Annotated in this window: 25 protein-coding genes; 8 read left to right on the top strand and 17 right to left on the bottom strand. The window is 67.4% G+C overall.

Features of this window, described 5'->3' with window-relative positions; all coding sequences use genetic code 11:
* Nucleotides 1–34: 34 nt before the first annotated feature.
* Both BUA54_RS05650 and BUA54_RS05655 read left to right on the top strand, forming a co-directional pair.
* Complete coding sequence (locus tag BUA54_RS05650) at nucleotides 35–1,447, top strand: FAD-binding oxidoreductase (RefSeq protein ID WP_072856269.1); 1,413 nt, start codon at nucleotides 35–37, stop codon at nucleotides 1,445–1,447.
* The gene (locus BUA54_RS05655; protein WP_072856270.1) at nucleotides 1,444–2,652 is read left to right on the top strand and encodes an MFS transporter; all 1,209 of its coding nucleotides are present in this window, start codon (nucleotides 1,444–1,446) and stop codon (nucleotides 2,650–2,652) included. The genes BUA54_RS05650 and BUA54_RS05655 overlap by 4 nt, the downstream gene beginning before the upstream one ends.
* Here BUA54_RS05655 and hemC read toward each other — a convergent pair.
* Entirely contained in the window at nucleotides 2,649–3,587 is a 939-nt protein-coding gene (hemC, locus tag BUA54_RS05660) for a hydroxymethylbilane synthase (RefSeq protein ID WP_072856271.1), read from the bottom strand. The genes BUA54_RS05655 and hemC overlap by 4 nt on opposite strands.
* 81 nt (nucleotides 3,588–3,668) lie before the next feature.
* On the opposite strand from hemC, the gene hemE reads away from it, so the two are divergent.
* Together hemE and BUA54_RS05670 are read left to right on the top strand one after the other, a co-directional pair.
* Nucleotides 3,669–4,703: a uroporphyrinogen decarboxylase gene (gene hemE / locus BUA54_RS05665; protein ID WP_072856272.1), complete on the top strand. Its 1,035-nt coding sequence runs from the start codon at nucleotides 3,669–3,671 to the stop codon at nucleotides 4,701–4,703.
* Complete coding sequence (locus BUA54_RS05670) at nucleotides 4,703–5,320, top strand: FMN-binding negative transcriptional regulator (RefSeq protein WP_072856273.1); 618 nt, start codon at nucleotides 4,703–4,705, stop codon at nucleotides 5,318–5,320. Before hemE ends, BUA54_RS05670 begins: the two co-directional genes overlap by 1 nt.
* A gap of 29 nt (nucleotides 5,321–5,349) precedes the next feature.
* Here the strand turns inward: BUA54_RS05670 and BUA54_RS05675 are convergent, their stop codons facing one another.
* From BUA54_RS05675 to hemF, 3 genes are all read right to left on the bottom strand, one after another.
* Nucleotides 5,350–5,886, bottom strand: a complete 537-nt coding sequence (locus tag BUA54_RS05675) for a cell wall hydrolase (protein ID WP_072856274.1) — start codon at nucleotides 5,884–5,886, stop codon at nucleotides 5,350–5,352.
* Between the two features lie 164 nt (nucleotides 5,887–6,050).
* Complete coding sequence (locus BUA54_RS05680) at nucleotides 6,051–7,787, bottom strand: PhoX family protein (RefSeq protein WP_072856275.1); 1,737 nt, start codon at nucleotides 7,785–7,787, stop codon at nucleotides 6,051–6,053.
* Nucleotides 7,788–7,995: 208 nt separating this feature from the next.
* Entirely contained in the window at nucleotides 7,996–8,886 is an 891-nt protein-coding gene (gene hemF, locus BUA54_RS05685; RefSeq protein ID WP_072856276.1) for an oxygen-dependent coproporphyrinogen oxidase, read from the bottom strand.
* A 93-nt stretch (nucleotides 8,887–8,979) separates the two neighbouring features.
* On the opposite strand from hemF, the gene BUA54_RS05690 reads away from it, so the two are divergent.
* Complete coding sequence (locus BUA54_RS05690) at nucleotides 8,980–9,369, top strand: hypothetical protein (RefSeq protein WP_072856277.1); 390 nt, start codon at nucleotides 8,980–8,982, stop codon at nucleotides 9,367–9,369.
* Nucleotides 9,370–9,396: 27 nt separating this feature from the next.
* Here the strand turns inward: BUA54_RS05690 and BUA54_RS05695 are convergent, their stop codons facing one another.
* The 6 genes from BUA54_RS05695 to BUA54_RS05720 form a co-directional block, all read right to left on the bottom strand.
* Nucleotides 9,397–10,200 carry an SDR family NAD(P)-dependent oxidoreductase gene (locus tag BUA54_RS05695; protein ID WP_072856278.1) on the bottom strand — a complete coding sequence of 268 codons (804 nt, stop codon included), beginning with the start codon at nucleotides 10,198–10,200 and terminating at the stop codon, nucleotides 9,397–9,399.
* A 12-nt stretch (nucleotides 10,201–10,212) separates the two neighbouring features.
* Complete coding sequence (locus tag BUA54_RS05700; RefSeq protein WP_072856279.1) at nucleotides 10,213–11,190, bottom strand: class I SAM-dependent methyltransferase; 978 nt, start codon at nucleotides 11,188–11,190, stop codon at nucleotides 10,213–10,215.
* A gap of 24 nt (nucleotides 11,191–11,214) precedes the next feature.
* Nucleotides 11,215–11,559 carry an ATP-dependent Clp protease adapter ClpS gene (gene clpS, locus BUA54_RS05705; RefSeq protein ID WP_072856280.1) on the bottom strand — a complete coding sequence of 115 codons (345 nt, stop codon included), beginning with the start codon at nucleotides 11,557–11,559 and terminating at the stop codon, nucleotides 11,215–11,217.
* A gap of 141 nt (nucleotides 11,560–11,700) precedes the next feature.
* On the bottom strand, nucleotides 11,701–12,303 hold the full coding sequence (locus tag BUA54_RS05710) for an SCO family protein (RefSeq protein ID WP_072856281.1): 603 nt from the start codon (nucleotides 12,301–12,303) through the stop codon (nucleotides 11,701–11,703).
* Between the two features lie 10 nt (nucleotides 12,304–12,313).
* Entirely contained in the window at nucleotides 12,314–12,841 is a 528-nt protein-coding gene (locus BUA54_RS05715; protein ID WP_072856282.1) for a copper chaperone PCu(A)C, read from the bottom strand.
* Between the two features lie 89 nt (nucleotides 12,842–12,930).
* Nucleotides 12,931–13,281 carry a hypothetical protein gene (locus tag BUA54_RS05720; RefSeq protein ID WP_072856283.1) on the bottom strand — a complete coding sequence of 117 codons (351 nt, stop codon included), beginning with the start codon at nucleotides 13,279–13,281 and terminating at the stop codon, nucleotides 12,931–12,933.
* A 359-nt stretch (nucleotides 13,282–13,640) separates the two neighbouring features.
* Here BUA54_RS05720 and BUA54_RS05725 point away from each other — a divergent pair, with 359 nt between their 5' ends.
* Nucleotides 13,641–14,927 carry a D-alanyl-D-alanine carboxypeptidase family protein gene (locus BUA54_RS05725; RefSeq protein ID WP_084114220.1) on the top strand — a complete coding sequence of 429 codons (1,287 nt, stop codon included), beginning with the start codon at nucleotides 13,641–13,643 and terminating at the stop codon, nucleotides 14,925–14,927.
* Nucleotides 14,928–15,054: 127 nt separating this feature from the next.
* Complete coding sequence (locus BUA54_RS05730) at nucleotides 15,055–15,963, top strand: AEC family transporter (protein WP_072856285.1); 909 nt, start codon at nucleotides 15,055–15,057, stop codon at nucleotides 15,961–15,963.
* Between the two features lies 1 nt (nucleotide 15,964).
* Here the strand turns inward: BUA54_RS05730 and BUA54_RS05735 are convergent, their stop codons facing one another.
* The 5 genes from BUA54_RS05735 to BUA54_RS05755 all read right to left on the bottom strand — a co-directional run bounded on the left by BUA54_RS05735 (nucleotide 15,965) and on the right by BUA54_RS05755 (nucleotide 22,374).
* Nucleotides 15,965–17,560, bottom strand: coding sequence for an ABC transporter ATP-binding protein (locus BUA54_RS05735; protein ID WP_072856286.1), 1,596 nt, complete (start codon nucleotides 17,558–17,560; stop codon nucleotides 15,965–15,967).
* Nucleotides 17,557–18,690 (bottom strand): ABC transporter permease, encoded by a 1,134-nt coding sequence (locus BUA54_RS05740; protein WP_072856651.1) that lies wholly within the window; start codon nucleotides 18,688–18,690, stop codon nucleotides 17,557–17,559. The genes BUA54_RS05735 and BUA54_RS05740 overlap by 4 nt, the downstream gene beginning before the upstream one ends.
* A 37-nt stretch (nucleotides 18,691–18,727) precedes the next feature.
* Complete coding sequence (locus BUA54_RS05745) at nucleotides 18,728–19,801, bottom strand: microcin C ABC transporter permease YejB (RefSeq protein ID WP_072856287.1); 1,074 nt, start codon at nucleotides 19,799–19,801, stop codon at nucleotides 18,728–18,730.
* 4 nt (nucleotides 19,802–19,805) lie between these two features.
* Nucleotides 19,806–21,698 carry an extracellular solute-binding protein gene (locus BUA54_RS05750; RefSeq protein WP_072856288.1) on the bottom strand — a complete coding sequence of 631 codons (1,893 nt, stop codon included), beginning with the start codon at nucleotides 21,696–21,698 and terminating at the stop codon, nucleotides 19,806–19,808.
* 160 nt (nucleotides 21,699–21,858) lie between these two features.
* Nucleotides 21,859–22,374, bottom strand: coding sequence for a c-type cytochrome (locus BUA54_RS05755; RefSeq protein ID WP_425434951.1), 516 nt, complete (start codon nucleotides 22,372–22,374; stop codon nucleotides 21,859–21,861).
* 143 nt (nucleotides 22,375–22,517) lie between these two features.
* On the opposite strand from BUA54_RS05755, the gene BUA54_RS05760 reads away from it, so the two are divergent.
* Nucleotides 22,518–23,363, top strand: coding sequence for a prephenate dehydratase (locus tag BUA54_RS05760; protein WP_072856290.1), 846 nt, complete (start codon nucleotides 22,518–22,520; stop codon nucleotides 23,361–23,363).
* Here the strand turns inward: BUA54_RS05760 and BUA54_RS05765 are convergent.
* The gene (locus BUA54_RS05765) at nucleotides 23,360–23,827 is read right to left on the bottom strand and encodes an SRPBCC family protein (RefSeq protein ID WP_072856291.1); all 468 of its coding nucleotides are present in this window, start codon (nucleotides 23,825–23,827) and stop codon (nucleotides 23,360–23,362) included. The two genes, BUA54_RS05760 and BUA54_RS05765, sit on opposite strands and share 4 nt — an antisense overlap.
* Nucleotides 23,828–23,878: 51 nt before the next feature.
* Nucleotides 23,879–24,829, bottom strand: a complete 951-nt coding sequence (nudC, locus tag BUA54_RS05770; protein ID WP_072856652.1) for an NAD(+) diphosphatase — start codon at nucleotides 24,827–24,829, stop codon at nucleotides 23,879–23,881.
* Between the last annotated feature and the right edge of the window lie 72 nt (nucleotides 24,830–24,901).

Consider the following 24,901-nt stretch of genomic DNA (forward strand, 5'->3'; position numbering starts at 1 on the left):
GGTCAGGGTCCGCGGGACAACGACAGGCCGGGCCATGACAATTCTTTCCACATTGCAAGACGTGCTGGGGCCGCAGGGCCTGCTGACAACCGAGGCCGACATGGCCCCCTGGGCCCGCGACTGGACCGGCGCCTATGCCAGCACCCCGCTGGCCGTCGCCCGGCCCGCAACGACGGCAGAGGTCAGCGCCGTGATGGCGGCCTGTCACGCCAGCGGGCAGCCCGTCGTCCCCGTCTCGGGCAACACCGGGCTGAACGGCGGCGCGGCGGCGCAGGGTGCGCTGGTGCTGTCGCTTGACCGGATGACCGCGATCCGCGGGATCGACACCGCCGCCCGCACGGCAGAGGTGGAGGCGGGCGTGATCCTGTCCCGCCTGCACGACGCCGCTGCGGATCACGACCTGATCTTTCCCCTGACCTTCGGCGCGCGCGGGTCCGCGATGATCGGCGGCGTGCTGTCCACCAACGCGGGCGGGTCGAACGTCCTGCGCTACGGCAATACGCGCGATCTGGTGCTGGGGCTGACCGCCGTGATGGCGGACGGGCGGGTGATGGACCTGATGGGCCGGCTGCACAAGGACAACAGCGGTCTGAACCTCAAGCACCTTCTGATCGGGGCAGAGGGGCAGCTGGGCATCATCACCGCCGCCACGGTAAAGCTCTTTCCGAAGCCCCGCGCCTACGCGACGGCAATGGTCGCCGCCGCGTCCCTCGATGCCGCCCTGACCCTGCTGCACCGGGTGCAGGCGGCGACGGGCGGCGCGGTGGAGGCGTTCGAATTCATGCCCGCCGCCTTTATCGCGGGGCATCTGGCGTTGGTCGCCGGGGCGAAGCCGCCCTTCGCCGAGGCCCATGACGTCAACATCCTGATCGAGGTCGGCGCCACCGCCCCCCGTGACGCGACCCCGCTCGACGACGGCACCGTGCCCATCGTGACCCTGCTGGAAGACACGCTGGTGCAGATGATGGAGGAGGGACTGATCCTCGACGCCGTCACCGCCCGGTCCGAAGGCCATCGGCGCGAGATGTGGGCGCGGCGCGAGGCGGCGGCGGAGATCACCTTTGCCCGCCGCCCCTTCGTCGATACGGATATCGCCGTGGCCCTGCCCGACGTCGCGACCTTTCTGGCAGAGGCGCGGCGGCGTCTTCTGGTGCTCGACCCCGCCGCATCGGACCTGTCGGTCGCGCATCTGGGCGACGGCAACGTGCATTACACAGCCTATCCCAGCCGCGACGACGCGGACCTGAAGGCCGCGATCCGCGAGATGGTCGAGGACGTGGTGCAGGACCTGCGCGGATCCTTCAGCGCAGAGCATGGCGTCGGCCTGTCCAAGCTGGGCAGCATGGCGCGGCGCAAGGACCCGGTGGCGCTGGACGCGATGCGGGCGATCAAGGCGGCGCTGGACCCCAAGGGCATCCTCAACCCCGGCAAGACCATCCCGCGATGATCCACGCCTTTCGTCTGATCGGGCGTGACCCGACTCTGCGGCTGATGATGCTTGCCATGCTGCTGCAGGGCGGCTTCGCGGCCTCTGTCGGGACCTACCAGTCGCTGATCGCGGTGACGGTCTTCGGCCTGTCCGACAACGGCTATGCGCTGGTGCTGGTGGCCTCGTTGCTGGTGTCGGTCACCGCCTCAATCGGGGTCGGCATCCTGACCGACCAACGGCCCAGCCGTCGGGCGCTGGCGCTTTGCGCCGCGGGTGCCATGGCGGCGGGCGCGCTGCTGGTGCTGGCGGGGCGGTCCGCCCCGGCCTTCGTGCTGGCGCATGTGCTGCTGCTGCCGGTGACGGGGACGCTGTTCGGGCAGCTCTTTGCCGTCGCGCGGCTGGTGACGGCGCCCCTGCCCCGCGCGGACCGCGACGGGATCATGGCGATCATCCGGGCGACCTTTGCCCTGCCCTTCGTCGTGCTGCTGGCGATCTGGGGGCTGCTGTTTGACGCAGGCGCGCCGCTGATCGCGGTCTACGGCTGGACCGCGATCACCGGTGCCGTCCTGATGGCGCTGATCCTGACCCGCTGGCCGCACGACGCGCAGGCGCCCTGGACAGAGGTGAAATCCGGCCTCGGCTTTCGTGCCGCCCTGTCGGAACTGACGCACGGCCCCGTCCTGCTGCGCGTCGGGCTTGTCGGCGCGATCCACAGCGGATCGGCGCTGTCCGGCGTCATCGTGGGACTGCTGCTGAACGCGGTGCCGGGGCGCGGCGCGGGGGACGTCGGTGCCTTCTTCGCGATCTTCGTCGCGCTGGAGATCGCGGTGACGCTGTCCATCGGCGCCCTGCGGCGGCATTTCCGCCGGCTGCACATCATCGCGGTCGGGGTCTTCATCTATGCCGCCGGCATGGCGCTGCTGCCGGTGCTGGCGGGCGGTCCCGCGCTTTGGCTACTGTGCCTGCCCTACGGGATCGGGGGCGCCATGCTCTATGCGCTGGCGATCGGCTACCTGCAGGACCTACTGGGCAGCCGCGCGGGGGCCGGGGCGTCCTTGCTGGCGCTGCAGCAGATCGCGGCGCAGGGATTGGGGGCACTGGCGTTCGCCCTGGGCGCGGCACTCGGCGGCTACGGGCTGGCCGCGGTCATCGGGTCGGTCGTGATGACCCTCGCGATGCTGGCGATCCTCTGGCTCGACCGGAACGCCCCGCTCGACGCCTAGTCGAAGAAGTGCGGCCCGGCCCGGTCGAGCAGCTTGGCCGCCATCTCTCGCCCCATCCGGGGACCGTCGTCGATCGACCCGGTCATGTCGTCCGACAGCACCCGGCTGCCGTCCTCGCGCAGGATCTCGCCGCGCAGGCGCAGGGTGCCGCCGTCAAGGTCGGCCAGGCCCGCGATCGGCGTCTCGCACGATCCATCGAGGGCCAGCAGCAAGGCACGCTCTGCGGCGAGGCGGTGGCCGGTGGGGATGTGGTGGATCGCCTCCAGCATCTGCGCCGCGCGGTGATCGTCGGCGCGCCGTTCGATCCCGATGGCCCCCTGTGCGATGGCGGGCAGCATGTCGTCGGTGCCGATCGGGTGGTGCGGCACGTCGGCCATCCCCAGACGGTTCAGCCCGGCCTGCGCGAGGAACGTCGCCAGCGCCACGCCATCGTCGAGCTTTTGCAGGCGGGTCTGCACGTTGCCGCGGAATTCCACCACGTTGAGGTCGGGCCTGCGGGCGCGCAGCTGCGCCCGGCGGCGCAACGACGACGATCCGACCGTCGCCCCCTGCGGCAGTTCCGCGATCGCGCGGGCGTGGCGCGAGACGAAGGCGTCGCGCACGTCCTCGCGTTCGAGGTAGGTGCCCAGCAGCAGCCCGTCCGGCTGCAGCGTCGGCATGTCCTTCATCGAATGGACGGCGATGTCGATCTCTCCGGCCAGCAGCGCCTCCTCGATCTCTCGGGTGAAGAGGCCCTTGCCGCCGATCTCCTTCAGCGGGCGGTCGATGATCCGGTCGCCGGTCACCTTGATGACGACGATGGTGAAGGCCTCGAACGGCAGGTCGAAGGCGGTTGCAAGCTTGGCGCGCGTCTCGTTCGCCTGCGCCATGGCCAGGGGCGAACCGCGGGTGCCGATCTTGAAGGCGGCGTCGGGTGTGGGCAATGTCAGCGTCATGGCGTCAGTCGTAGCCATGTCAATCCGGGTTGACAACAGCCCGTCGCGTTGCGACGAAATCGCAATCACAAAGGACGCCCGATGCCCCAGACCAAGACGATCCTCCGCGCCCTGGCCGGAGAGACCCTGCCGACACCGCCGATCTGGATGATGCGTCAGGCCGGGCGCTACCTGCCGGAATACAAGGCGACGCGGGCGCAGGCGGGCGACTTCCTGTCGCTGTGCTACAACCCCGAACTCGCGGCAGAGGTCACGCTGCAGCCGATCCGCCGCTACGGCTTTGACGCGGCCATCCTCTTTGCCGACATCCTGCTGCTGCCGCAGGCGCTGGGGGCCGATTTGTGGTTCGTCACCGGCGAAGGCCCGCGCCTGTCCACGATCACCGATCAGGCGGGACTGGACCGGCTGGGCCCGGTGGAGGACATCGACGCCACCCTGTCGCCGGTCTACGAAACGGTCAAGATCCTGTCCCGCGAACTGCCGGCCGAGACGGCGCTGATCGGCTTCGCTGGCGCGCCGTGGACCGTCGCCACCTACATGATCGCCGGCCGCGGCACACCGGATCAGGGGCCTGCGCACAGGCTGAAGGACGAGAACCGTCCGGTGTTCGAGGCGCTGCTGGACCGGATCACCGAAGGCACGATCCATTACCTGTCCCGCCAGATCGAGGCGGGGGCCGAGGTCGTGAAGATCTTCGACAGCTGGGCCGGATCGCTGCAGGGCGATGATTTCGCGAAATACGCGGTGGAGCCCGCCCGCCGGATCACGGCGGCGCTGAAGGACCGGCATCCGGGCATTCCTGTCATCGCCTTCCCCCGCGGCGCGGGCGACAAATACGAGGGCCTGCACGCCGCCATCGGCGCCGACTGCATCGCGCTCGACGACGGCGTGACGCCTGGCTGGGCGGCGGCGCATGTGCAGACCGGCGGCTGCGTGCAGGGCAACCTCGCCTCGCGTCACATGGTGACGGGCGGCGACGATCTGGTGCGCGAAACGCGGGCCGTGGTCGATGCCTTTCGGGGCGGGCCGCATATCTTCAACCTCGGCCACGGCATCACGCCCGACGCGGACCCCGCCAACGTGCAGTTGATGATCGACACGGTGCGCGGCGCCTGATGTACGCCCCGCCCGCCTTTCGAGAGGCGCGGGTGGAAGTGCTGCGCGACGCGGCGCGTCAGATCATGTTCGGCGTGCTGGTCACGCAGACCGACGACGGCCCCGCCGTGACCCATGTGCCGATGCTGCTGACCGGCCCGGACGACACCATGGTGCTGGAAACCCACGTCGCACGCGGCAACCCGCAGTGGCGCACTTCCGGCGCATCCGTCGCGATCTTTCAGGGGCCGCAAGCCTATGTCTCGCCGTCGTTCTATCCATCCAAGGCCGAGACCGGAAAGGTCGTGCCGACCTGGACCTACATCACCGTCCATGCCCACGGCAAGACCGAGGCGGTGCACGACGGGGACTGGCTGCACGCCCATGTCACCCGGATGACCGACGCGATGGAGGCGGACCGCCCCGCGCCATGGGCCGTGACCGACGCGCCATCCGACTACATTGCGAGCCTGCAGCGCGGCATCGTCGGCCTGCGGATGTCTGTCACCCGGCTGGAAGGCGCATGGAAGGTGAACCAGCATAAATCCGACGCTGACCGTGCCGGCACCGCAGCAGGTCTTGCGGCGAGCGGCGGGATGGGCACGGCCCTCGCCCGCGTGCTGCGCCCCGGCGGCTGACGGGTCGCCCTCCCCGGTCAGCCCCCCGGTTAGCCGCCCGTCAGCCCCTCGATCGCGCGGGGCGGCGTGCTTTGCGTCACCAGCGCGGCCTTGCGCTTTTCATAAAAGGCGTTGCCGCCGGCGGTGACAGTATAGTGCATGTTGTCGTAGGAAAACCGCGCCCGCTCCTGATGAAAGAACATGGCGTTGCCGATCAGGGGATGCCGCTCGCCCGCCAGCACGGCGCGGGCGGCTTCCTGCACCTGCGGCAGGCCGCTGGCCTTCATGGGCTTGGTCATGATGCCCGGCGCGAACTGCCCCTTCTGGGACACCACGCCGCAGACCGTGTCGGGATACTGGTCCGAGGCCACCCGGTTCATCACCACGCTGCCGACAGCCACCAGACCGTCCCGGCTGGAGCGGTTGGATTCGAAGAACATGGCCCGTTCCATGCAATTGACGGCGCTGGGGGCAAAGGCCATCGACCGGATCTTGCCGACACTCCGCGCGCCGATGCCGCAGCCCGACAGCCCGACGATCAGGCCAAGGACGAGGCAGCGGCGCCACAACGGGATCGGACGTGTCATGCGGGACTCCTGCAATGGTCGGCTGACCGGACCTTAACTGCGGGGCCACCGCCCCTCAACCACGCGCGCCACGGCGACAGCGGCTGCGGCGGACCGCCGCCAAGACGCAAGACGCCACGCCCCCTGGGGGGACGTGGCGCCAGACAGGCCAGCAGGCCGGTCCGTTACTTCATCGCGACCGGAAACGGCCCCATGTAGCCGACGTAGGCGCGGGTGTCGGCCTCGTCCGCCGCCTTGTCCTCGTCGCTTTCGCCGTAGGGGTGCTGGATCACGGCGGTCAGATAGGCATGACCGTTCAGGTCCGCATACCAGTCGACAGAGGTCATCTCTGACCCGTAGGGCGAGGACATGATCCGCGTCAGGTCGCCGGTGTCGGTGTTCATCGTCCAGACCACGTCGTTCTGGTGGCCGCCGCCGGTATCCTCGCCGATCACCAGCAGCTTCTGGCCGGGGATGTAGGTCACGTTGTCGGGGTTCGCGATCCCGTCGACGTCGCACTCGTTCCCGGCGTATTCGCTGCCTTCGGCATAGTCCGAGGGCTTGCCTTCCACGACCGCCTTCATGTCGGTGGCGACGAAATCGTCATCCAGCGACAGTTCGTAGACCGCGCCGCAGGGGTTCTTGGCCACGCGCACGTCGTTGCTGCTGCCCATGTCCAGATCGTCACCGTCGGTCATGCCCTTGGCGACCTCCGAAATCGCCAGATAAAGGCTGTTGTTGTCGGGGTTATAGACGTTGCCCTCCATCTTGCGGAACTCCACCGTGGCGCCCAGCATGGAGGCATAGCGACGGGTCTCCAGACGCGAGGCCACCGCCTCCATCCCGTCCTTGACCTGCAGGCACTCGGCCCGGCCTTCGGCGGCGGAGGGCATGAAGCCCTCGGCGCAGGTGCCGTCATCGGCCATCTCGCCCACGGCGAAGATGTCCATGAAGCCTGTCTTGTCGTCGATGGCCTTCTGGATCGTCGCATCGTCCGCATGGCCCAGATCGACCCAGGTGATATCGGCGGCACCGGCACCTTCGTCGCTGGTCTGGGTCCACTTGGCGGCATAAAGCTGCCCGGCGGACAGATCGCCCGCGGTGTCGGCGACATAGCGGAACAGGCCGACGTTGGTGCCGTCATCGCTGATGTAGGCTGTCTTTTCGTCGGGCATGACGTTCGCCAGTTCCACGGCGATCCGGCCCATGGAATAGTGCTTGGCGACCGAGGCTTCGCCACCTTCCGTCACCGTCACCTCGACCGGGAAGCCGTATTGATAGGGGTTGTAGACGCGGCGGTAGTCATCCAGCGACATGGTCGCCGGATCGACCCCGAAGTAGGCGACCATCGCATAGTTGTAGTCGTCGATCTGGTCGAGCGAGGTGGCCTCCGCATGGGCGCGGGCGTCGGCGGGATATTCCTCTGACCCCAGGTGCGTGTTCCACGGCGTCACCGACCCGGCGCAGGGCACCCAGAGCCCGCCGACGGAGGCGAAGTCGATCGGCTTGGTGTCGGTATAGGTCAGGTTGCCTTCGGCATCCTGATCCACGGTCGACAGATACATCGCCGCGGGCCGCGATTCGAAATGGGTGATCGAATAGATCTTGTCGCCGATCGGCAGGAAGGACGTGAAATCCGCATCGGGCGATCCGTATTCGCTGTCGCCGTCGATCGGGTTGCCGTCCTGATCGACCAGCCGGGCAAAGGTGCCGCCGCCGATGGTGTCGCCGGACCGGGCCAGCACGTGATAGCCGATGGTGGTGTCGGCGCCGTCCACGGTGACGGTCTCGCTCGACAGGATCGACCGCTTCATCTCGTCCGTGGTGGGCACCGGAATGGCAGAGAAGTTCATCTCGGCGGCGGCCAGAACGGGGACCGACACGATGGCGGTGGCGGCAAGCAGCGTTGTGCGCAGGGTCATGGATCAGCCTTTGGCAGGTTAAGGATGCGGCAGGCTTTAGGCGCGCAGCGTGACCGGCCCATGACAGTTGCGTAACAGTTCGGTAACGCCCCCGCGCGCCCCGCCGAAACCCGCCGCCGCCCGGCGCCCCCCGCCCCCTCGTCCTCGCTTTTTCCGAAATACTCCCGCCGGAGGCTGCCGCCCCCTCAAGACGCGCGCCTGCCCCGCTTCACACCCACTTCGCCAGGGGCGGCAGGCTCATCAGCACCGCATTGGCGTCGTGCCCGGTGGTCAGGCCGAACTTCGTCCCCCGGTCGTAGACGAGGTTGTATTCCGCGTAGAGCCCGCGGTGGATCAGCTGGGTGTCCTTGTCGGCCTCGGTCCACGCCGTATCGCGGCGGCGTTCGACCAGCGGCTGATAGGCCGGCAGAAAGGCGCGACCGATGTCCTGCGTCAGGCTGAAATCGGCCTCCCAGTTGCCGGTGCAGTGGTCGTCCATGAAGATGCCGCCGACGCCCCGCGCGCGGTTCCGGTGGGGGATGTAGAAGTATTCGTCCGCCCAGGCCTTCAGCCGGGGATAGAGATCGGCACCATGGGGGTCGAGATGCGCCCGCTGCTGATCGTGGAAATGCGCCGTATCCTCGGCGTATTCGATGCAGGGGTTCAGGTCGGACCCGCCGCCGAACCACCAGGCGTGGGGGGTCCAGAACATCCGGGTATTCATGTGAACCGCCGGCGCATGGGGGTTCTGCATGTGCGCGACAAGCGAAATGCCAGAGGCCCAGAACCGCGGATCGCTGTCCATGCCCGGCACGCCGCGGGCGGCCATGGCGCGCTGCGCCGCCTCGCCCAGCACGCCGTGAACGGTCGAGGTATTGACGCCCACCTTTTCGAACACGCGCCCGCCCCGCATGACGGACATGACGCCGCCACCGGCCTCTGACCCGTCGTCGCTGCTGCGCCGCGTCACGGTGCGTTCGAACCGGCCGGCGGGCAGCCCTGCGGTCGGGCCGGTGCTCTGCGTGGCCTCCAGCCCCTCGAAGGCGGCGACGATCGTGTCACGCAGACCTTCGAACCAGGCGCTGGCCCGCGCCTTCTCAGAATCCATGGTTTCGGTCATCCGGCCCTTGCCCCGCTGTTATTGCATATCATCTTAAAGGGGGCGCATGGGGAAAGCCAAGTCCGTGCCACCGCCCCACCCGACCGGAGATCCATGATGCGACCGCTTATCGTCCTTGCCCCGCTGGCCCTTCTTGCCGCCTGTGCGACCCCGCAGGAACAGTGCCTGTCGAACGTCACCCAGGCGCTGCGGATCAATGCCTCGCTGATCGCCCAGACCCAGGGCAACCTCGACCGCGGTTACGGGCTGGAGACAGAGCAGCGGATCGCCTCCTCTGCGCGGGTCTGCTACGAGCGCCAGATCGACGGCGATATCTCTCCGAATTTCTGCGATGTGCCGGAATACCGCACGGTGACCAAGCCCGTCCCCGTCAACCTGCGGGTCGAGCGCGAGACACTGGACCAGCTGCTGGCGAAACGCGCGGTGCTGGAACGGCAGGCGGCGGCGGGCACGGCCCAGTGCCGCGCGCTTTATCCCGAATAGGCGCGCGCCCTATCCTGCTTAAGGTCGTCAGTGTACCGCGACGGCGGCCGGGTCCAGCAGGGTCCGTCCGCCGTCGACGGTGACGATCTGCCCGGTGACGAAGCCCGCGGCGTCCGACGCAAGGTATTGCACCGTATCGCAGATTTCCGCGGCATTGGCGATGCGACCCAGTGGCGTGGCGTCAAGGATCGACTGCCGCGCGCTGTCATGATCGCGCAGCCAGCCCATCAGGCTGGCCGACAGCACCGACCCCACCTGCACGCCGTTCATCCGGATCCGGTGCGGCGCCAGCGCCACCGCCATCGACCGGGTCATCTGATCCAGCGCCGCATTGGCTACGGAAAAGCCCAGCAGTTCCGGATTGGCCCGCCGGCCGGCGATCGAGGACAGGTTCACGATCGACCCGATCGACCCCTCGCTGCCCGCCTCGGCCTGTTTGATGAAGCGCCGCGCGATCGCCTGGCTCAGCCGCAGGGGCGTCGACAGGTTCTGCATCAGCATGTCCTCGACCGAGGTGTCCTCGGGGTCGAGGGGCGCCGTCCCCGCCACCTGCCGCGCCGCATTCACGAGGATGTCGACCGTGTCGAAGGCATCGACGGTGGTCGACACGAGGTTGGCGATCGACAGCTTCTGCCGCAGGTCGCCGGTGAACATCCGCACGTGATCCGCATCGGCGGTCATCTCGGTCATCTCACGCTCCAGCGCGGCCTCGTCCATGTCGGCGAGGACGACGTTCGCCCCTGCCCGAACGAAATGCCGCGCCACGGCCAGACCCAGACCATTGGCGGCACCGGTCACGATGGCCGTGCGGCCCTTGATGGAAAACGACATGGCAGACCTCTCTCAGGCTTTCAGCGGGCGGGTCGCGTGGAACAGCTTGTAGGCGCCGTCGCCGGGCATCTCGTCGACGTTGCGGAAATGCTGGCGCAGCGCCGCCTCGTAGGGCAGGTGCCGGTTGGCCACCATCCAGAGCTTGCCATGCGGGGCAAGCATCCGTGCGCTGGCGGCGATGAAGCCCTGCCCCAGCGACGGCGTGCCTTTCGATCCGGTGTGGAACGGCGGATTCATCACGATGCCATCGTAGGCGGTCCGGGGCGTCCACGCCAGCGCATCGGCCCAGTGAAACGCCGCCCGGTCGTCGGTGACATTCAGGCGGGCGCAGGCCAGCGACAGGGCCTCCGCCTCGATCAGGTCAAGCGTTGCGACACCGTCGCGCGCCAGCACCGCCCGCGACAGGTATCCCCAACCCGCGCCAAGGTCCGCCATGCGCGCCGGCAGTTTCGCCGGCAGCGCCGCGGCAAGCAGGGCCGATCCCTTGTCGACCGCACCGTCGGAAAAGACGCCGGCGGTGGTATGGTATCCGTGATCGCCCTGCGCGGGGGGCGGCGCGGCCCAGTCTGCCAGCGCGTCGGTGGCCGGGAACCAGAACAGCCGCCCCTTGGCCTTTGGCAACGAGGGGAATTCGCCCAGCCGGGCGCGGCAGTCCTTGTAAATGCTGTCGATGCCGTCGGTGCGCTGCCCGTCGACCACGACAAGCTGACCCAGCGCACAGGCCTGCGCGATCATCGACCGGGCCAGCGCCTTGGCCCGCGGCACCACGACGATCATCGTGGGCGCGGCCACGGCGTCCTGCGTCACGTCATGCCCCGCCTGCGCAAAGGCCTGTGCATCGGGGGCAAAACCCTGCGCGATGCGGATCTGTCGGTCCGCCAGCGGCGACAGGTCGTAGTCGGCAGCCGGGCGCATCACGGTCACGGGACCGTCGGGCAAGGACAGAAGCCCGTCTTCAAGGACGGTGTGCAGGCGGGATGTTGCGGCCATCGGGCGGGAACAGCGCGGGCGGCGCTATTCCTTCTCCATCGTGCATTGAAGGGGGTGCTGGTGCCGCTGGGCATAATCCATGACCTGCGCCACCTTGGTTTCCGCGATCTCGTGGCTGTAGACGCCGACGACGGCGATCCCCTTCTTGTGGACCGTCAGCATGATGTCGAAGGCCTGCGCGTGGGTCATGCTGAAGAAGCGTTCCAGCACCATCACCACGAACTCCATCGGGGTGAAGTCGTCGTTCAGGATCAGTACCTTGTAAAGCGGCGGGCGCTTCGTCTTCGGCTTTGTCTTCAGCACGACACCGCTGTCGTTCTGACCGTCCTCGTCATTGCCGCTCGCCATGAGCTCGTATCGCGTCCGCATCAAGACTTTGATCCTGCACACATGTCCGTTGGAAGTGTCTATATAGTCGCTTTGGACGTCATGAAAACCCCCTAACCCGATGGGCCGAAAGCGACGCGGACCCGTGGCCGCGTCGCGGAACGTCGCGCGGTGCCGGGCCTTTCAGCCGGCGAACATGCGCCGGATCTTGGCCAGCGCGCGGTCATAGTCTTCCTTGAACCCGATCGGTTCGAAGAAGCGGCCCTGCGCGTCGAACAGCAGGACAGAGGCGGAGTGGTCCATCGTGTAGCCGCCATCGTCGAGCGGCACCCGGCGGGCGTAGATGCGAAAGGCGTCCTCGGCCTTGTCGATCTGGTCGCGCGGGCCGGACACCCCCACCACGCCCGGCACGACGGAGACATAGTCGCGCATGGTGTCCACCGTGTCCCGTTCGGGATCGACCGTGACGAAGAAGACGCGCAGCGCCAGCCCGTCCTTGGCCAGATGATCCTGCCATGTCGCCACGTCGCCAAGGGTGGTCGGACAGACTTCCGGGCAGTGGGTGAAGCCGAAGAACACGGCAGAGGGCGCGCCCTTCAGCGTCTCGGCGGTGAAGGGTTCCCCGGTCGTCGTGGTCAGGGCATAGTCCCCCTGCCCCAGCGTTCCGGTCAGATCGAGGGGGTCGGCGCTGTCGGCCCGTGCCAGTTGCATCCAGACGACGACAACCAGCGCCAGTCCGACCAGCGCCCAAAGCCCGGCGCCGGCGACTTTCATTCCTCTGGTCATGGCCCCCTCCCTATTGCGACATCTTGGCGATGGCGGGCCCGACGGGCAGCATCACCTCGACCGTACCGGCCTGTGCAAAGGTCAGCGTGACGGGGACCGTCTCGCCCTCTGTCAGAGGGCCGGTCAGGTCCATGAACATCAGGTGATAGCCGCCCGGTTCCAGCGTCACGGTCTCGCCCGCGGGGATCGGCAGGCCGTCGGGCAGTTCGCGCATCCGCATGACGTCGCCGTCCATCGCCATCTCGTGCACCTGCGCCGTGCCGGCGATCGGAGTGCTGGCAGAGACGAGGGTGTCGTCGGCGGTGCCGTCGTTGGTGACAGTCAGGAATCCGCCGGCCACGGGGGCGTTCGGCAGCGTGGCGCGGGCGAAAGCGCCCGCGATGGTCAGATCGCCCAGCGTCACCGCCTCCGCGGTCGTAGGGGCGGCACCCTCCGCCATCGGCATGGCGTCGTGGGTCATCGGCATGGCGTCGGACTGCGCCAACGCGGCTGTGGTGGTGGCGGCGGTCAGCGCGGCCATAATCAGCAGGGTTTTCATGGAAATCTCCGTTTTGCCCCGGATGCGCGCGGACGCGCCGCGGCCCGCCCCGGGGAGGGTCTGGACATGCGCCCGACGGGCGCGCGGGATCAGACCGGAAACGGCGGCGCCCTTGGCCGGGCGCGGGAACTGCCGCCCCACGGTGTGCGAACGAGGGCCGACAGGGCGGACAGGTCCGTGTCCACGGCAAGGCGGAACATCCGCGGCGCGGGCTGCACCGGCGCCGTGTCCGGCAACAGGCGACAGAAGGGACAATGATCGTGCCCCTCTGCCCCGCTGCCCCCGCAAAGATCGTCGAGTGACCCGCCCGCGGCCAGAAACGCCTCTGTCGTGGCGGGATGCGCGGCGGGCGCCTTCTGCGCGGCAAAGACGACACTGGTCAGCGCGATCAACAGGATCGCGGCGCAGGTCGTGACGGCGTGATGCAGACGGCGGGTCATGGCGCGAGAATAGCACCGTTTTCGACATCCGGGAATTGCCGTCTTGTGCCGCGGACGGTTCCGATAAACACCACCCGTTGCGATACACCGGCCAACCCCCACCACATCTTGACGCATTGCACAAAGACCACAGTCGAAGTCCATGAAAATCAGGGGTTTTCCAAGCGATCCCGACTGTGCTAGCGTCATTCCAACAAGGCGGTCACCGGGAAAATCCGGGGCTTCGAGGCAGTACCTACAAAGAGGCAAGAGACGTGCAAAATCGTCCCCACACGCGCCACCTGCGCGCCGTTACCCTGTTCCTTCTGCTTGCCCTGACGCCGGTGGTGGCCTTTGCGGCGCCCTATGCCGCCTTCGTCATGGATGCCCGCACCGGAGAGGTGATCTACGCGCAGAACGCCGACACCCGGCTGCACCCGGCCTCGCTGACCAAGATGATGACCCTCTACATCGCATTTCAGGCGATCCAGCGGGGCGAGATCACGCTGGACACCGACGTCACCGTCACCCGCAACGCCGCCAGCGAGCCGCCGTCGAAACTGGGCCTGAAGGCCGGCCAGAAGATCAAGCTGCGCTACCTGCTGCGCGCCGCCGCCGTCAAATCGGCCAACGATGCCGCCACCGCCATCGGCGAGGCCATCGGCGGGTCCGAAGAAGCCTTTGCCACGCGGATGAACCGCACCGCCGCCGCGATGGGCATGACCAACACGACCTTCAAGAACGCCAACGGGCTGACGCAGGACGGCCACCTGTCCACCGCCCGCGACATGAGCGTGCTGGGCCGTCACGTCATCTATGATTTTCCGCAGTATTATAACCTCTTCTCGCGCCGCACCGCCGATGCCGGGATCGCAGAGGTGCGCCACACCAACCGCCGCTTCCTCGACAGCTATCCGGGTGCCGACGGGATCAAGACCGGCTTCACCAATGCCGCGGGCTTCAACCTCGTGGCCTCTGCCCAACGCGGGCAGGAGCGGATCATCGCGACCGTCTTCGGCGGCACCTCGACCGCGCAGCGCAACGGCAAGATCAAGGAACTGATGGACATGGGCTTTGCCAAGGCCCCCGCCAGCGCCACCCTGAACCGGCCGGAGCCGCCCGCCGCCGCACCGGCGCCCGCCCCCGCCGCGGCCGCCGCCTTGATGGCGTCGAACACCGGACCCGCCACGAACGGCGGGGCGGGCAAGACCGTGCGCGTCAGCGGCCGCGTCACCCGCAGCCTGCGCCCCGAGGCGCGGCCCATGCAGGCCGCACCGGCGGTCGATCTGGCGGTCGATACGGACATGATCAACTCGGTTCTGGCAGAGGCCGTGCAGGTCGCCGCCGTGGCGCCCGGTGCCATTGCCGCCCCCGGTTCCATCCAGCCGCAGGCGCCCGAAGTCGTCACCCGCATCTCGACCTCCGGTGGGCGGCACTGGGGTGTGAACGTCGGCCGCTACAATTCGCGCTACGACGCGGAAAAGGTGCTGCTGCGCGTCGCCCTGAACGAGATGAGCACGCTGGACGGGGCCGTGCGCCGCGTCACGCAGAACGCCCGCGGCTTCGACGCGAACTTCATGGGCCTCACGCGGGAAGGTGCCGATCTGGCCTGCCGCCGGTTGCAGGCCCGGAATCAATCGTGTTTCATGATCGGGTCAGAGGGTTAACATCCTCACCCGCGACAATCGGATGGTCGATTTGGACGATCGTTTGCCATCTGCGATTCCGACGCTGCCGGGCAACCGGTGGCGTCGATTTCGTTTCGGCGCCCGGTGCGGGCGGGAATAGGGTACGATGCTGCTTCTGACGATCTGGCCGATCTTTGCGCTGATCTGCGTGGGTTACGTTCTTGCGCGACGCGGTTTTCCCGATGCGGGTTTCTGGCCCGCGGCAGAGCGGATGAACTACTTCGTCCTGTTCCCCGCCCTGCTGGTATCCAGCCTGCAGGACGCGCCGGTGCGCGATCCCGCCCTGCTGCGGCTGGGCGGTGCGGCGGCGGCGACGGTCTGCATCGCGGCGCTGGTGCTGAACCTCGCACGGTGGCGCTGGCCCGTCCCCCCTGCCCGCTTCGGCCCCGCGCTGCAGGGCGTCGTGCGGTTTAACACCTACCTCGGCCTCGCCATCACGGCCAGCCTTGCGGGACCCGAGGGTCTGGCGCGGGCGGCGGTGTTCCTTGCCGTCGCGGTGCCGGTGGTGAACGTCCTGTCGATCCTCGCCCTGACCGAAGGCGGCAGCGCCCGGACGCCGCGAGTCCTGCTGGGGACCATGCTGCGCAACCCGTTGATCCTCGCCTGCCTCGCGGGGCTGGCGGTGGCGTTGGCGGGGCATGGCCTGCCGTTCGGCATCGACAGGTTCCTCGCCCTGCTGGCGCAGGGTAGCCTGCCGCTGGGCCTGCTGTGCGTCGGTGCAGCCCTGCGCCCCGCGGCAATGCGGCTGGACCTTGCGGCAATGACCGGCAACGCGGTCCTGCGGCTGCTGTTGATGCCGCTGCTGGCGGCGGGGGTGGCACTGGCCTTCGGCCTGTCAGGGGTCGAGGCACAGGTGCTGGTCATCTTCTCGGCCATTCCGACGGCGACGACGGCCTATGTCCTGACGCGGCAGATGAACGGCGACGGCCTGCTGATGGCGGGGATCATCACGACGCAGACTTTGGCCGCCGCCGCCACCCTGCCGCTGGTCCTGCTGCTGCTGGGCCGCAGCTAGGTCAGACGGCCCGCCCCTCGAAGGCGGCGGCCATCAGGGCGCGGGTGTAGTCGGTCCGCGGCGCGTCGAAGATCTCCTGCGCCGTCCCTGCCTCCATCACGTCGCCCTGCTTCATCACGATGACCTTGTGCGACATCGCGCGCACGACCTTCAGGTCGTGGCTGATGAAGACATAGGCCAGACCGTGCCGCTGCTGCAGGTCGCGCAAAAGGTCCACGATCTGCACCTGCACGGTCATGTCGAGCGCCGACGTCGGCTCGTCCAGCACCACCAGCTTTGGCCGCAGGATCATGGCCCGCGCGATGGCGATGCGCTGGCGCTGACCGCCCGAGAATTCGTGCGGGTAACGGTCCATCAGGGCGGGGGTCAGCCCGACCTCCTGCATGATCTCTGCCACCATGTCCCGGTTCTTGCGACCGGGGTCGATGTTGTGGATCGTCAGGCCCTCGGCGATGATCTGTTCCACCGTCATCCGGGGGCTCAGGCTGCCGTAGGGGTCCTGAAAGACGATCTGCATGTCGGACCGCAGGGGCCGCATCTGGCGCTGGTTGAAACCCGCGATATCCTGCCCCTGAAAGATGATCCGCCCTTCGGACCCGATCAGCCGCATGATCGCCAGCGCCAGCGTTGTCTTGCCCGATCCCGATTCGCCCACGATGCCGACGGTTTCACCGGCGCGGACCGAGAGGCTCGCGTCGTTCACCGCCTTGATGTGGCCCACAGTGCGCTTCAGCAGGCCGCGCTTGATCGGGAACCAGATCTTCAGGTGCTCGGTCTTAGCGATGACCGACGCATCCTGCGACACAGGCTCCGGGCTGCCGACCGATTCGGCGGCCAGCAGCATCTGCGTATAGGGATGCTGCGGGTTGGCAAATATCTCGGCCGTCGGCCCGGTCTCGACGATCAGCCCGTCCTTCATCACGCAGACGCGGTCGGCGATCTTGCGCACGATGGTCAGGTCGTGGGTGATGAACAGCATCGACAGGCCGGAGGATTGCTTGAGGTCCGCCAGCAGGTCGAGGATCTGCGCCTGTATCGTGACGTCGAGCGCCGTGGTCGGCTCGTCCGCGATCAAGAGGTCGGGTCCGTTCGCCAGCGCCATGGCGATCATCACCCGCTGCCGCTGCCCGCCGGACAGCTGGTGGGGATAGGCCTCCAGCCGCTCCTCCGGGTCGCGGATGCCCACCTGGCGCAGCAGTTCGAGGACGCGGGTGCGGACGGCGTCGCCGCGCAGGCCCTGATGAAGTTCAATGGATTCCCCAAGCTGCCGCTGGATCGTGTGCAGGGGATTCAACGAGGTCATCGGCTCCTGAAAGATGAAGCTGATGTCGTTGCCGCGCACCCGCATCAACTCGCGCTCCGCCGCGCCGACCATCTGGGCGCCGGCATAGGTGATCGACCCCGAGACCTGCGCCGAATCGCCCAGCAGCTGCACCGTAGACAGGGCGGTGACGGACTTGCCCGACCCGCTCTCGCCCACCAGCGCCACGGTTTCGCCCTTGTGCACCTGAAACGACACCCCGCGCACGGCGTGGGTGGTGTCGCCGTCCTGCCGGAAGGAGACGTTCAGGTCGTGGACATCGAGGAGGACGGTCAAGAGAAGGTCTTTCTGGGATCGAACGCGTCGCGGACCCCTTCGAAGATGAACACCAGCAGCGACAGCATGATCGCGAAGGTGAAGAAGGCGGTGAAGCCGAGCCACGGCGCCTGCAGGTTTTGCTTGGCCTGCAGCGTAAGCTCGCCCAGCGAGGGGGCCGAGGACGGCAGGCCGAAGCCGAGGAAGTCGAGCGTGGCGAGGGTGGAGATGCCGCCGGTGATCAGGAAGGGCAGCATGGTCACTGTCGCCACCATGGCATTCGGCAGGATGTGGCGGAACATGATCGTCCGGTCGCGCACGCCCAGTGCCCGCGCCGCGCGGACGTATTCGAAGTTGCGCGCGCGCAGGAATTCGGCCCGAACGAGGCCCACCAGCGCGGTCCAGCCGAAGAGGACGATCAGGAAGACCAGCAGCCAGAAACTTCGCCCGAGGATCGCGAACATGATGATGATGACATAAAGCGACGGGATGCCCGACCAGACCTCGATCACGCGCTGGAAGGTCAGGTCGACCCAGCCGCCGAAATAGCCCTGCACCGCCCCCGCCACGATACCGATCAGGCTGCTGGCGACGGTCACGATCAGGGTGAAGACGATGGACAGGCGGAAACCGTAGATCACGCGGGCGACGACGTCGCGCTTGGTGTCGTCGGTGCCCAGCCAGTTGTTGCCGTCTGGCGCCGAGGGCGCCACGCCGGGCACGTCCACGATGGTATTGTAGCTGTAGGGAATCAGCGGCCAGACCGTCCAGCCCTTGCTGAAGTTCGGGTCGTCGATGGTGCCCGCGTCGGCGGCCTGAATCGTCCCCTCCGGGTCGTCGAAGCACTTGTCGGCCAGACCGCCGGTGCGGATCAGGCACTGCACCTCGATGTCGGTGTAACCCGCCTCGGTCTGGAAATCGCCGCCGTAGTCGGCCTCTGAATAGAAGCTGAAGATCGGCATCCGCAATTCACCGCGGTAATCCACCAGCAGGGGCCGGTCGTTGGCAATGAACTCGGCGAACAGCGACAAGACGAACAGCACGCCGAAGATCCACAGCGACCAGACCGCCCGACGGTTGCGCTTGAAGTTGCGCCAGCGGCGCTGGTTCAGGGGCGAGAGATAGGGCGCGCGGGCGGTGGCGGCGCCCATCAGGGCCTCTTCATGTGGGTCGATGTTGGTCACTGGCCTATCCCCTCGCCTCGAAGTCGATGCGCGGATCGATGAACATGTAGGTCAGGTCGGTCAGGATGCCGACCACCAGCCCCATCAGGGAAAACGCGAAGAGCGTGCCGAAGACCACCGGATAATCCCGCGCCACCGCCGCCTCGTAACCCAGCCGCCCCAGACCGTCGAGGCTGAACAGCGTCTCGATGATCAGCGAGCCGCCGAAGAAGACCGAGATGAAGAGCGCCGGAAAGCCCGAGATCACGATCAGCATCGCGTTGCGAAAGACGTGGCGGTAGAGGATCGTGGATTCCCCCAGCCCCTTGGCCTTGGCTGTCAGCACGTATTGCTTCTTGATCTCGTCGAGGAAGCTGTTCTTGGTCAGCAGCGTCAGCGTCGCAAAGCTGGCGATGGTCATCGACAGCACCGGCAGGGCGATGTGCCAGAAATAGTCGCCGATCTTGCCCAGCAGGCTGAGGTCGTCGAAGTTGGTCGAGGTCAGGCCCCGCAGCGGAAAGATGCGCCAGTAGCTGCCACCGGCAAACAGCACGATCAGCAGGATCGCGAACAGGAATCCCGGGATGGCATAGCCCACGATGATCGCGCCAGAGGTCCAGGTGTCGAACTTCGACCCGTCGCGCACCGCCTTGCGGATGCCCAGCGGGATCGAGATGGCGTAGGCGATCAGCGTGGTCCAGAGGCCGAGGGTGATGCTGACCGGCATCTTCTCCATCACCAGATCGAAGACGCTGATCGACCGGAAATAGCTTTGCCCGAAATCGAAGCGGACGTAGTTCCACATCATGTTGAGGAACCGCTCCAAGGGGGGCTTGTCGAAGCCGAATTCCTTCTCCAGCTCCGCGATGAAGCCCGGCGGCAGCCCGCGCGATCCGATGTAGTCGCTATTGGCGCCCGCCACCAGTTCGCCGCCGCCGCCCGAGATCCCCTCGAACACGTCGCCGCCGCCTTCCATCTGGGCGATGATCTGCTCGATCGGGCCGCCGGGGACGAATTGCGTCAGGGTGAAGTTGACCACCATGATGCCGACCAGTGTCGGGATCACCAGCAGCAGGCGGCGTAGGATATAGGCGCCCATCAGGTCAGCGCAGCGCGCCGGACGCCTTCAGCGCCGCGGCCTTGTCGGCGTTGAACCACCAGAAATCCGTCTCTCCCAGCGCGTAGGGCGGCAGCGGGTCGGGGTGTTCGAACTGGTCGTAGTAGGCGACGGTGAAGGTCGGCTTGAACCACTCCGGTACCCAGAAGCCATAGGACCGCAGCACCCGGTCCAGCGCCCGCGTGGCGACGTGCATCTCCTCTGCGGTGTCGGCGGCGACGACCGTGTCGATCAGGCTGTCGACCGCCGGATCGGCCAGCCCCATCAGGTTGCGCGAACTGTCCTCTGCCGTTTCGGACCCGAACCACTGCTTCAGCTCGGTCCCCGGCTCCAGCGACATGCTGAAGCTGTGGGTGACGATGTCCCAATCGCCGGACCTAGTCCGTTCCTGTTCCTGAGCCGGATCGACGCGGTCCAGACGGGCGTTGACGCCCAGCCGCTTGAGGTTCTCGACATAAGGATTGATGACCCGGTCGAAGGCGGCACTGCTTTCGAGGAAGGCCACGTCCAGTGTCTGCCCGTCCTTGCGGCGCAAGCCGTCCTGCCCCGGCACCCAGCCCGCCGCGTCCAGCAGCTTGCCGGCGGCGCGCAGGTTGCCCCGGTCCAACTGGCTGTTGGAGGATGTTGGCGGGGTCACGACCGCGTCCGTCAGGATCGACGCATCCAGCAGGCCCTGATCGACGAGGGGCTGCAGGATCGCCACCTCCTCCGGCGTGGGGGTGCCCTTGGCCTCCATCTCGGTATTCGCCCAGAAGGACTGGACCCGGTCGTAGATGCCGTAGAACAGCGTCTCGTTCGACCACTCGAAGTTGAACATCAGGCGGATCGCCTCGCGCACCTGTGGGTCCTGGAACTTCGGGTCCTTCAGGTTGAAGATGAAGGCCTGCGCCCGCGGCAGCGATCCGTCCGGCAGCTCCGTCTTGATGACGCTGCCGTTCTGCACACCCGGAAAGTCGTAGCCCGTGGCCCATGTCAGCGAGGAATTCTCGTTGCGGAAGGTGTATTCGCCGGCCTTGAACGCCTCGAACGCCGTGTCGCCGTCGGCGAAGTATTCGATGCGGATGGAATCGAAGTTGTTGCGGCCCACGTTGATCGGCAGGTCGGCGCCCCAGAAGTTCGGGTTGCGGACATAGGTCAGCGTGCGGCCGTAATCGAACGGCCCCAGCATGTAGGCGCCGGTGCCCATCGGCGGCGTCTGCCAGGTCTCGTCCAGACGGCGGCCGGATTCCTCCCACTCTGCCTTTGAAAACGGCGGGAATGTCGCCGCAAGGCCGATGCGGTCGCGCTTGGGGGCATCCGCGCCGAAAGTGAACTTGATGCGGTGCGGGTCCAGCACCTCGACCCCGGTGATCTGGCCCTTGAAGGCGGCCAGAAACTCCGGCAGGCCCTGTTCCATGAAGGTGTCGTAGCTGAACTTGATGTCCTCCGCCGTCATCGGGCTGCCGTCGCTGAAGGTCACGTCGTCGCGCAGGTTGAAGATGACGTAGGACAGGTCCTCCGGATACTCCATCGTCGTGCAAAGGTAGCAGTAAAGCGCGGTCGGATCGTCGGCGGTGGTGGTCACGATCGCCTCGAACGGGGTCTGCGACATCACGGCCGCGTTGCCGCCGCGGGTATAGGGATTGAAGCCGTCGAAGGTGCCCGGAAACCACTCCGCGATCTCGCCCCCCTTGGGCGCATCCGGATTGACGTAGTCCAGATGCGCAAAGTCCGCGGGATACTTCAGATCGCCGAAGTAGGAATAGCCGTGAGTCTTGATCAGGTCCTGCGCGCCGGCCTGCAGCGGCACCAGCCCGAGCGCCACCAGCAACGCGGAACCCGTCAGGCGTGACAGGCGGGTCGGGAACGGGGCGCGGGGGCGGCGATCGGACAGGGTCATCGGGGTCTCCGGGCTGGGGCTGGCTGCGCGTCAGGCTAGTGCGCCGGGGCGGGGCGGTTCAAGTTGTGAAAATGTAATCTCTGCGTGATACTTGGCCCGCGCAACGAAAAACCGCGCCCGATGCGGGGCGCGGTCCAGATCCTGCGCAAAACGGGGCGGCTCAGCCCGATGTCGTGGCGAGGTAGGCGATCAGATTGGCGCGGTCTTCCGGCTTGGCCAGACCCTTGAACGACATCTTGGTGCCGGGGGCATAATCCTGCGGACCGGCCAGGAAGTTGTACAGATGCTCCTCGCTCCAGACGTCGACGACCTTTTCCAGCGCGCCGGAATAGGCGTAGTCGCTGACCGCGTCGACCGGGCGGCCGACGACACCATTCAGGTGCGGGCCGACGCCGTTGGCGCCGTCGAGCGCGTGGCAGGACTTGCAGTTGCGGAACACGGCTTCGCCGGCAGAGGCGTCGGCGGTCTCGAACGCCACGTCAAAGGGCACGGCCTCTTCCTCGGGGGCCGCTTCGCCGCCGCCGGTTTCCGGCACTTCGATCACATAGGCGGCGTGCTCGCCCTCGCCTTCGGCATGACCTTCACCACCGACATAGATCGCCTCGGCCGCCCAGCCCCCCAGCAGGAACACCAGGAAGGTGCCGCAGACGCCGCCGACTACTTTGGTTAATGTCATTGTGTCGAACATGTCGCGTTCCACCCCGCTTTGATAAGTTGCGCCCTAGTAGCCGTTTCCCCCCCGGCTGCGCAAGCTATAGTGGCGCGACGAAACGACCTGTTTGTCGCAAATGCTGCCATTGTGTCTGGGGGGACATCACCATGCCCGCGAAAATCGCCTTTCAGGGCGAACTGGGGGCCTACGGCCACCAGGCCTGTGTCGAGGCGCGACCCGACCACGATCCCCTGCCCCGCCCGACCTTCGAGGACACCATCGAGGCGGTGCGCAAGGGCGACGCCGAACTGGGCATGATCGCGATCGAGAATTCGACCTACGGCCGCGTGGCGGACGTCCATTCGCTGATCCCCGAAAGCGGCCTGCACATCGTCGACGAGGCCTTCGTGCGGGTCCACGTCAACCTGCTGGGCGTGCCCGGCAGCAAGCTGCGCGACGTCACGGACGCGCACGGCCACGTCGTGATCCTGCCCCAGTGCGCGGGCTTTCTGCGTGAACACGGCATTTCCGGCGTCATCAGCACCGACAACGCCCGCGCCGCGCGCGAGGTGGCGGCGGCGGGCGACCCGACACAGGCGGCGCTGGCGTCTGAACTGGCCGCCGACATCTACGGCCTGCACGTGCTGGCCCGGCATATCGAGGATCACGCCCGCAACACCACGCGCTTCGTCATCATGTCGAGGGAGGCCGATCTGCGCCGCCGCGGCCGCGGGCCGATGGTCACCGCCTTCGTGTTCCGCGTGCGCAACATTCCCGCCGCACTCTACAAGGCGATGGGCGGCTTCGCCACGAACGGCGTGAACATGACGAAGCTGGAAAGCTACATGGTCGGCGGCAACTTCACCGCAACCCAGTTCTACGCCGAGGTCGAGGGGCACCCGGACGACCGCAACGTGCAGCTGGCGCTGGACGAGCTGGATTACTTCACCGACCACCTGAAGCTGATGGGCGTCTTCCCCGCCGCCCCCCGCCGTCACGAACGCAGCGCCTAGGTCCGGCGGACCTGACCCTTCGTGATGTCCTTTGCAAGGTCCGCGACGCGGGCCTTGAACCGGCTCGTCAGGTTGGACTTGGCCAGCTTCAGCGACTGCAGCAGCAACCGCGCCGACAGGGTGCGGGCCGACAGTTCGATGCTGACGCTCAGCCGCGTGCGCTGCGGCGACAGCGCCACGAGGTCGATCAGCGTCACACCGTCCAGCCCGCTCGCCGCCATGTCGATGGCGATGGTCGTGGGCGGATCGAGCCGCGCCACAGTCGCCAGCAACCGCCGTTCCCGTCCGCGGTAGCTGAAGGCCACGTCCCAGGACGACCCCGCCTGCACCGGCTGTCCCGCATCGATGCGGCGCACGTCGGCCCCGCGGCGCATGATCTGCCGCTCGAACCCGGCAAAGTCAGTGACCCGCGCAAAAACGTGGTCGATCGGGGCTTCGATGTCCTCGCGGGCGCTGAATTTCATCTGTCCTGCCTCATGGGGTCCGGGGGGACCGGCTGTGGTGCACGTCTTGCCTTAACCGAGCCTGTCCGCAAGCCAGTTTTCCAGCAGAAAATGGGCGATGGCGCCGGGGCGTGCGGGGTTGATCGCGGGGTGTTGCCCGGCGAATACATCCGCCATTTCCTCGCGCGTGACCCAGCGGGCGTCCTCGATCTCGACAGGATCGATGGTGATCTCGCGCGTGGTGGCCTCGCCCGCCATGCCGCACATCAGCGATGCCGGAAACGGCCAGGGCTGGCTGGACAGATAGCGGACCGGCCCGACCCGCACGCCCGCCTCCTCGAAGACCTCGCGGCGGACCGCGGCTTCCAGCGATTCGCCAGGTTCGACGAAGCCCGCCAGCAGGGAATACATCCGCTCCGGCCAGCCGGGCGACCGCCCGACGAGGACGCTGTTGCCGTGGGTGATCAGCATGATGACGACCGGATCGGTGCGTGGAAAGTGGTGCCGCCCGCAGGCCGGGCAATCGCGCTGCCAACCGCCCTGCGCCGCGTCGGTCGCGGCACCGCAGTTGGCGCAGAACCGGTGCCCGGCGTGCCACATGAACAGCGCCCGCGCGGTCGCCGCCAGTTCCGCGTCAAGCGGCGACAGCCGCGTCATCGCGTTGCGCAACTCGGTGAAGGCAGGCCCGTCCGGCAAAGCCGGATGCACCTGCAGGCTTGCATCGCGGAACCCGTCGAGGGCGGCGTCCGCCCCCTCCTCCGGCGTCCAGTCCGACAGGTCGGCGGCAAAGACCCCGGCGCCGTCGATCCGCCCGAGGAACAGGTGATCGGCGCCCGCATCCGCCACCACCGGGTGATTGTGCGGCACCGTCACGAGGGTGTCGCCGTCCAGCAGCGGCTTGCCCCGCCACATCGCGATCGTGCGCGACCCGGCCTCCATACGGCGCTCTGCGGAAGTGGCACGCCAGTGCGCCGCCCGGTCGAGGCCGCCGCCCGCGAATGTCACCGTCTCTGCGATCTTCATGGCGACGGCTTCGCACGCGGCGTGGAAAAGCGCAATCACCGTGACGTCACTGCCGCAACTGCCGGACCTTGC

This window comes from Loktanella atrilutea, assembly GCF_900128995.1.
GTDB classification, from domain to species: Bacteria; Pseudomonadota; Alphaproteobacteria; order Rhodobacterales; family Rhodobacteraceae; genus Loktanella; species Loktanella atrilutea.